The following is a 6,000-nucleotide window of genomic DNA, read 5'->3' on the forward strand; positions in this document are numbered from 1 at the left end:
TTCTAGAATCTGCCGCGCACAGTTAGTCCAATTCCACAGGAGGATCATTCATGCAGCGTCGTTCGTTTGTACATGGTGCCGGCATCGCCGGCGTACTGGCCGCAGGAGTCGCGCCGGCCGTCGTCAACGCGCAGGCTGCCGTCCGCTGGCGCCTTGCGTCGAGCTTTCCGAAGTCGCTCGACACGATCTTCGGCGCTGCCGAAGTGTTCGCAAAGAAAGTCTCCGACCTCACAAGCGGCAAGTTCCAGATTTCCACGCACGCGGGCGGCGAGTTGATGCCTCCATTCGGCGTGGTCGATGGCGTGCAGGGCGGAACGGTCGAAATGGCGCACACCGCGCCTTACTACTTCTTCGGCAAGGACGAGACCTTTGCACTTGCTTGTGCCATTCCGTTCGGCCTGAACTCGCGTCAGATGACTGCGTGGATGTTCGAAGGCAACGGCCTCAAGCTGATGCGCGAGTTCTACAAGCACTACAACATCATCAGCTTTCCGGGCGGCAACACCGGCGCGCAAATGGGCGGTTGGTATCGCAAGGAAATCAAGACTGCGGCCGACATCAAGGGCATGAAGATGCGTATCGGCGGTTTCGCCGGCAAGGTGCTCGAGCGCATGGGGGGCGTGCCGCAGAACATTCCCGGCGGCGAAATCTATCAGGCGCTCGAAAAGGGCACGATCGACGCAGCTGAGTGGGTGGGCCCATACGACGACCAGAAGCTCGGCTTCAACAAGGTCGCGCCGAACTACTACTACCCCGGCTGGTGGGAAGGCGGCCCGCAGCTCGATTTCCTTATCAACATCAAGGCCTACGACGCGCTGTCGGCTGAATACAAAGCCGTCGTCGAGTGTGCAGCGGCTTATGCGCACATCGACATGCAGGCCAAGTACGACGCACGCAACCCGGTGGCATTGAAGCAATTGGTCGGGGCAGGTACCAAGCTCTTCCGCTTCCCGAAGGACGTGATGGAACTTGCTTTCAAGGAATCGATGGCCCTGTACTCCGATTTGTCGGCCAAGAACCCGAACTGGAAAAAGGTCTACGAGGACTACAGCAAGTTTCGCGCGGAACAGAACCTGTGGTTCCGCTTCGCGGAGTCGGGATTCGACGACTTCATGCAAGCGCAAAAGCTCTGAGGGGCAGCCCTTTCAAGGTTGTGAATTGGCTCCTCTCTCCCCGAAGGGGCGAGGGAGCAATACAGGCCAGTTCGCTGTGGCCCGCTTCGAAGTAACGCATTTCGGCTCCCTCTCCCCCGGCCGGGGGGGGGTTGGGGTGAGGGGCTGCGGCGATGGCAGTCCCATGGCCTCATTCATCGCCCAAGGCCCTCACCCCCAACCCTCTCCCAGAGGGTCCCAGAGGGAGAGGGAGCAATACAGCACTGTCCTGAGAGGCTGAGGGTATTTCGATCATGCCCGCTCATCACGCCAAATGACCCCTCTGCTCGTCGGTGCAAATGCGGGGCCTATTTCCATGACCATTCCAGAATGAGCCCAACGACTGTTCAGATTCTCGGCGCAGCCTTGTTCGGTGTGGCCATCGTCCACACGTTCTCGACAGCGCTCTTCGAGCGGCTTGCGCATCGGTATCCTGATCACGAGGGTGGGTTTCACCTGCTGGGCGAAGTCGAGGTGGTGTTCGGATTCTGGGCGCTGGTGCTGGTGTTGTGCATCTTCGCGTTCGAGGGAAGGGCCACGGCCACCGCATATCTCGAGAGCCGCAACTTCACCGAGCCGCTCTTCGTGTTCGCGATCATGGTGATCGCGGGCAGCAAGCCGATCCTCCAGTTGGCCACTGCCTGCGTGAGAGCGCTGGCGAACCTGCTTCCTGTGCCGCGCTCGCTCGCCGTTTACTTCCTCGCGCTTGCCGCCATACCCCTGATGGGCTCGCTCATCACCGAGCCCGCGGCAATGACGCTCGCGGCGCTCATCCTGCGCAACCACGTGTTTGCCTCGGCCGTGCCCGAGAAGGTGAAGTACGCGACGATCGGCGTGCTCTTCGTCAACATATCGATCGGCGGTGTGCTGACGCCATACGCGGCCCCGCCGGTATTGATGGTTGCGGGGGCGTGGGGATGGGATGTGGGTTTCATGCTCGCATCGTTCGGATGGAGGGCGGTCGCCGCTGTGACTGTCAACGCGTTGGCTGTGAGCCTTATCTGCGGTCGACACATCGTTCGCATCCCGGCTTCCGACGATGCTGAGCCCGAGAAGCAGGTGCCGGCAGGTGCGATGCTCGTCTGCGTGATCTTCTTGCTGGGCGTGGTCGTGTTCTCGCATCACCCGCCGGTATTCCTTGGACTCCTGCTTTTCTTCATCGGCTACAGCGCAGCGTATCCGAAGCACCACGACGCGCTGATCCTGCGCGAAGCCTTGCTCGTGGCGTTCTTTCTCGCCGGCCTCGTCGTGCTTGGTGGGCAGCAGCAGTGGTGGCTTCAATCGCTACTGACGTCGATGAGTCCGCGGGCGGTTTACTACGGTGCGGCCGCACTCACGGCCATGACGGACAACGCTGCGTTGACCTATCTTGGATCATTGGTGCCGGGCTTGAGCGACGAGTTCAAGTACGCACTGGTTGCTGGAGCGGTGACTGGTGGTGGATTGACGGTGATCGCGAACGCGCCGAATCCTGCAGGGTTCTCGATCCTGCGATCCAAGTTCGAGGGCTGTGCAATCAATGGCGGATGGTTGCTGCTCGCCGCTCTGGGGCCGACCGCGGTCGCAATCATTGCCTTCCGATTCTTGTAGTGCATTCGCTGGGCTACAAACCCGGCTGCCCTCGTGACTTGCTTGCACGCTCCTGCTCGCGCCGCATGAACCCGTAGAGCGATTCCACTTTCTGCCGTGCCCATGGCGTCTTGCGCAAAAACTTGAGGCTCGACGACACGCTGGGGTCATCGGTGAAGCATCGGATCGAGATGCGCTGACCCAATTCGGGCCAGCCGAAATGAGCGACAAGTTCGTTCAGCATCATCTCGAGGGTGATGCCGTGCAGCGGGTCGCGTGAGGAGGTGCCTGTCATTGGAGATTCAGGAAAGAATCTCCTGATTGTCGCCTTCAACTGAGAGGCGGCATTCCCATGGACAGGCGAGCGAACGCGGCCAGCACCTGCGGATCTGCCGTATGAAACACGATCGATCCCGGCGACCGTGCCTTCACGATGAGCCGCGGTGCGATGAGCCAGGTGAGTCCGGGCACATAGATCAGCTTCATCTGCGTGATGTCTTTGATGGCCACTCGCTTGTCGCTGATCCAGGTCTGGTGGATGTGCGTGGCGTTGATGCGCGTGCGACTTTTCAGCATTGCGACGAAGCAAACGATCACGCAGCCGAGCGCGAGCATCATGAACAGAAACGCGGCCCACGAGGTCTTTCGCTCGATGAAGGCCGGCGCTGCCTTCACGCCGAAGATGGCCACGCCGATCATCAACACACTGGCCAAGACCTTGACGCCGCGCGTGAATGCCGGCCCCTCGAAAGAGGCCGGGAGTTCGTTGCCGTCTTGCACGCTTAATTTGGCGCGCTGGCAGGCGCCTCGGCAGGCTGGCGCTTGAACAGCTCGTCCAGGTTCTGCGTGTTCTGGTCTTTGCTGTAACTCTCGCTCGGCGCTTCGATCTTGACCTTGTCGAGATCCACCACGACTTCCTTGTCGAGGAAGATCGTCACCGATTCCGGCACGAAGATCACGATGATGACGAGGATGAGCTGCATGATCACCCAGGGGATCGCACCCAGGTAGATGTCGCTTGACAGTACTTTCGCCGGCAAGCCGCCTTGCTTGAACAGGGTGTCGGCAATGCCTCGCAGGTAAAACAGCGCGAAGCCGAAGGGTGGGTGCATGAAGCTCGTCTGCATGTTGACGCACAGCAGCACGCCGAACCAGATCATGTTGATGCCGAGCTTGTTTGCCACGGGCCCGAGCATGGGCAGGATGATGAAGGCGATCTCGAAGAAGTCGAGAAAGAACGCGAGGAAGAACACGAAAACGTTGACGACGATCAGGAAGCCCAGTTGGCCGCCGGGCAGCGACGTCAACATGTGCTCGATCCATCTCGCTCCGTCCACGCCCTGGAACACCAGTGAGAACACGCGTGAGCCGATCAGGATGAACACCACCATCGCGGTGATGCGCATGGTGCCGGTCATCGCTTCTTTGACGAGCGCCCAGGTCAGCCGCCTGTGCATGGCCGCGAGGATGAATGCGCCCACCGCACCCATGGCGCCGGCTTCTGTTGGCGTGCAGATGGCGGTGTTGATCCCGGGCAGGCCGCCCATGCTGCCCAGCACAGCGAAGATCAGCACGGCCGACGGGATGATGCCGCGCAGGCACTTGCCCCACAGTGCGAGGCCGCTCATCGTGCGCGCCTCCTTGGGCACACCGGGAACGTGGTGCGGCTTCGCGCGGCCGAGCGCGAAGGTGTAGAGCGCGAAGATCAGCACTTGCAGGATGGACGGGCCCCAGGCGCCCTTGTACATCGCGCCCACCGACTGGCCGAGCTGGTCAGCGAGCACCACCAGGACCAGCGATGGCGGTACCAGTTGCGTGATTGTCCCGGAGGCTGCGAGCACGCCGGTGGCATATCGCATGTTGTAGTTGTAGCGCATCATCACCGGCAGCGAAATCATCGCCATCGCAATGACCTGGCCCGCCACGGTGCCGGTGATGGCGCCGAGGATGAAGCCCACGATGATCACCGAGTACCCCAAGCCGCCGCGCACCGGGCCGAACAATTGGCCCATGGAGTCGAGCATGTCTTCGGCGAGGCCGCACTTCTCGAGGATGGAGCCCATCAGCGTGAAGAACGGAATTGCGAGCAGCAAGTCGTTGGACAGGATACCGAATACGTTCAGTGGCAGCGCCTGCATGAACTCGGGCTGGAACCAGCCCATGTTGATCGCGATGAATGCACACAGAAGGCCCAGCGCCGACAGCGAGAACGCCACCGGGAAGCCAATCAGCATGATCAGGATCAGCCCCGCAAACATGAGCGGGGCGAAGTTCTCCATGGTCATGGCGCTCTCCGCCGAGACGCCTCAGGGAGAGCCGTCATACCCTTCGGGGAAAGCGAGTAAAAGTGAGCGTGGGGGCTCATTGAAGAGGCCTCTCGTAGTGGATGTCCATGTCGTATTTGTGTTGGAGCCAGGCAATCCGCTTGATGATTTCGCCGATGCCTTGCAGCAGCACCAGCGTGAAGCCCAGTGGCAGCATCAGCATCGCGGGCCAGCGAATCAAACCGCCGGCGTTGTTCGACATTTCGCGTGTCTCGAACATCTTGACGAACAGAGGCGTCGAGAAATAGATCATCGCCGTCATCACCGGCACGAGGAAGAAGATCAATCCGAAGAGGTCGACGTACACCTGCCGCTGGCCGCCGAGCCGTCCGTAGAACACGTCGACGCGGACGTGCTCATTGACACGCAGCACCTGCGCCGCACCCAGCATGACGCAGGCGGCGAAGAGGTACCACTGGATTTCGAGGAAGGCGTTCGAGCTGTACGACGCCGTATAACGGACGACGGCATTGGTGGCGCTGATGAAGCACGACAGAATGACGGCCCACTTGGCGATCGCACCGAACTTGTCGGTGACGACGTCGATGAGCCGGGCGTAGGCAAGCAGGGCGATCATGCTTGGGACTTCCTTGTTGCGAAGACACAGGCGGCGGATGGCCGCGGAAGATGGCGCATGAGTGGTCTGCCTTGTGATCACAGCATGGCTGACTCGGGCTGACCCGAGGGGGGGCCTTCAAAGTCGGCGAATTGTAAGGAGCAGGCACAAGCGTTCGAGAGGGGCCTTACCCTCGGAAACAATGTTCCCCGCACGGTCGAGACTTGCAGTCTCAAGGCCACCCCTTTCAAGGTCTTCGCTCCCTCTCCCTCTGGGCCCTCTGGGAGAGGGCTGGGGTGAGAGGCTGAGAGTATTTCGAGCGTGTCCGAGCAGCACGTCAAAAGGCGCCTGATCTAGGCGCAAAGCGCAGCCATAGCCAGGGCTATGGCGAGCATTTGCA

Annotated in this window: 6 protein-coding genes; 2 read left to right on the top strand and 4 right to left on the bottom strand. The window is 60.9% G+C overall.

The annotated features are described in order from the left end of the window. Positions 1 to 50 precede the first annotated feature (50 nt). A complete protein-coding gene (locus tag AC30NL_RS01295) occupies positions 51 to 1,133 on the top strand; it encodes a TRAP transporter substrate-binding protein (protein ID WP_489462202.1) in 1,083 nt (360 codons plus the stop codon). 348 nt (positions 1,134 to 1,481) lie between these two features. Next, entirely contained in the window at positions 1,482 to 2,741 is a 1,260-nt protein-coding gene (locus AC30NL_RS01300; protein WP_489462203.1) for a putative Na+/H+ antiporter, read from the top strand. Between the two features lie 13 nt (positions 2,742 to 2,754). Here AC30NL_RS01300 and AC30NL_RS01305 read toward each other — a convergent pair whose 3' ends face one another. The 4 genes from AC30NL_RS01305 to AC30NL_RS01320 all read right to left on the bottom strand — a co-directional run bounded on the left by AC30NL_RS01305 (position 2,755) and on the right by AC30NL_RS01320 (position 5,621). Continuing rightward, on the bottom strand, positions 2,755 to 3,015 hold the full coding sequence (locus AC30NL_RS01305; RefSeq protein WP_489462204.1) for a VF530 family protein: 261 nt from the start codon (positions 3,013 to 3,015) through the stop codon (positions 2,755 to 2,757). Between the two features lie 35 nt (positions 3,016 to 3,050). Continuing rightward, positions 3,051 to 3,500 (bottom strand): hypothetical protein, encoded by a 450-nt coding sequence (locus AC30NL_RS01310; protein WP_489462205.1) that lies wholly within the window; start codon positions 3,498 to 3,500, stop codon positions 3,051 to 3,053. A gap of 2 nt (positions 3,501 to 3,502) precedes the next feature. Further along, a complete protein-coding gene (locus tag AC30NL_RS01315; RefSeq protein ID WP_489462206.1) occupies positions 3,503 to 5,005 on the bottom strand; it encodes a TRAP transporter large permease in 1,503 nt (500 codons plus the stop codon). Between the two features lie 76 nt (positions 5,006 to 5,081). Next, a complete protein-coding gene (locus AC30NL_RS01320; RefSeq protein WP_489462207.1) occupies positions 5,082 to 5,621 on the bottom strand; it encodes a TRAP transporter small permease subunit in 540 nt (179 codons plus the stop codon). Positions 5,622 to 6,000: the final 379 nt, after the last annotated feature.

It is taken from the genome of Rhizobacter sp., assembly GCA_021153565.1.
Taxonomy (GTDB): Bacteria; Pseudomonadota; Gammaproteobacteria; order Burkholderiales; family Burkholderiaceae_C; genus Albitalea.

What these genes read in the sequence shown, in the direction of transcription:
- AC30NL_RS01295 (WP_489462202.1), top strand. Translation starts at nt 51, where the DNA reads ATGCAGCGTCGTTCGTTTGTACATGGTGCCGGCATCGCCGGCGTACTG.
- AC30NL_RS01300 (WP_489462203.1), top strand. Translation starts at nt 1,482, where the DNA reads ATGAGCCCAACGACTGTTCAGATTCTCGGCGCAGCCTTGTTCGGTGTG.
- AC30NL_RS01305 (WP_489462204.1), bottom strand. Translation starts at nt 3,015, where the DNA reads ATGACAGGCACCTCCTCACGCGACCCGCTGCACGGCATCACCCTCGAG.
- AC30NL_RS01315 (WP_489462206.1), bottom strand. Translation starts at nt 5,005, where the DNA reads ATGACCATGGAGAACTTCGCCCCGCTCATGTTTGCGGGGCTGATCCTG.
- AC30NL_RS01320 (WP_489462207.1), bottom strand. Translation starts at nt 5,621, where the DNA reads ATGATCGCCCTGCTTGCCTACGCCCGGCTCATCGACGTCGTCACCGAC.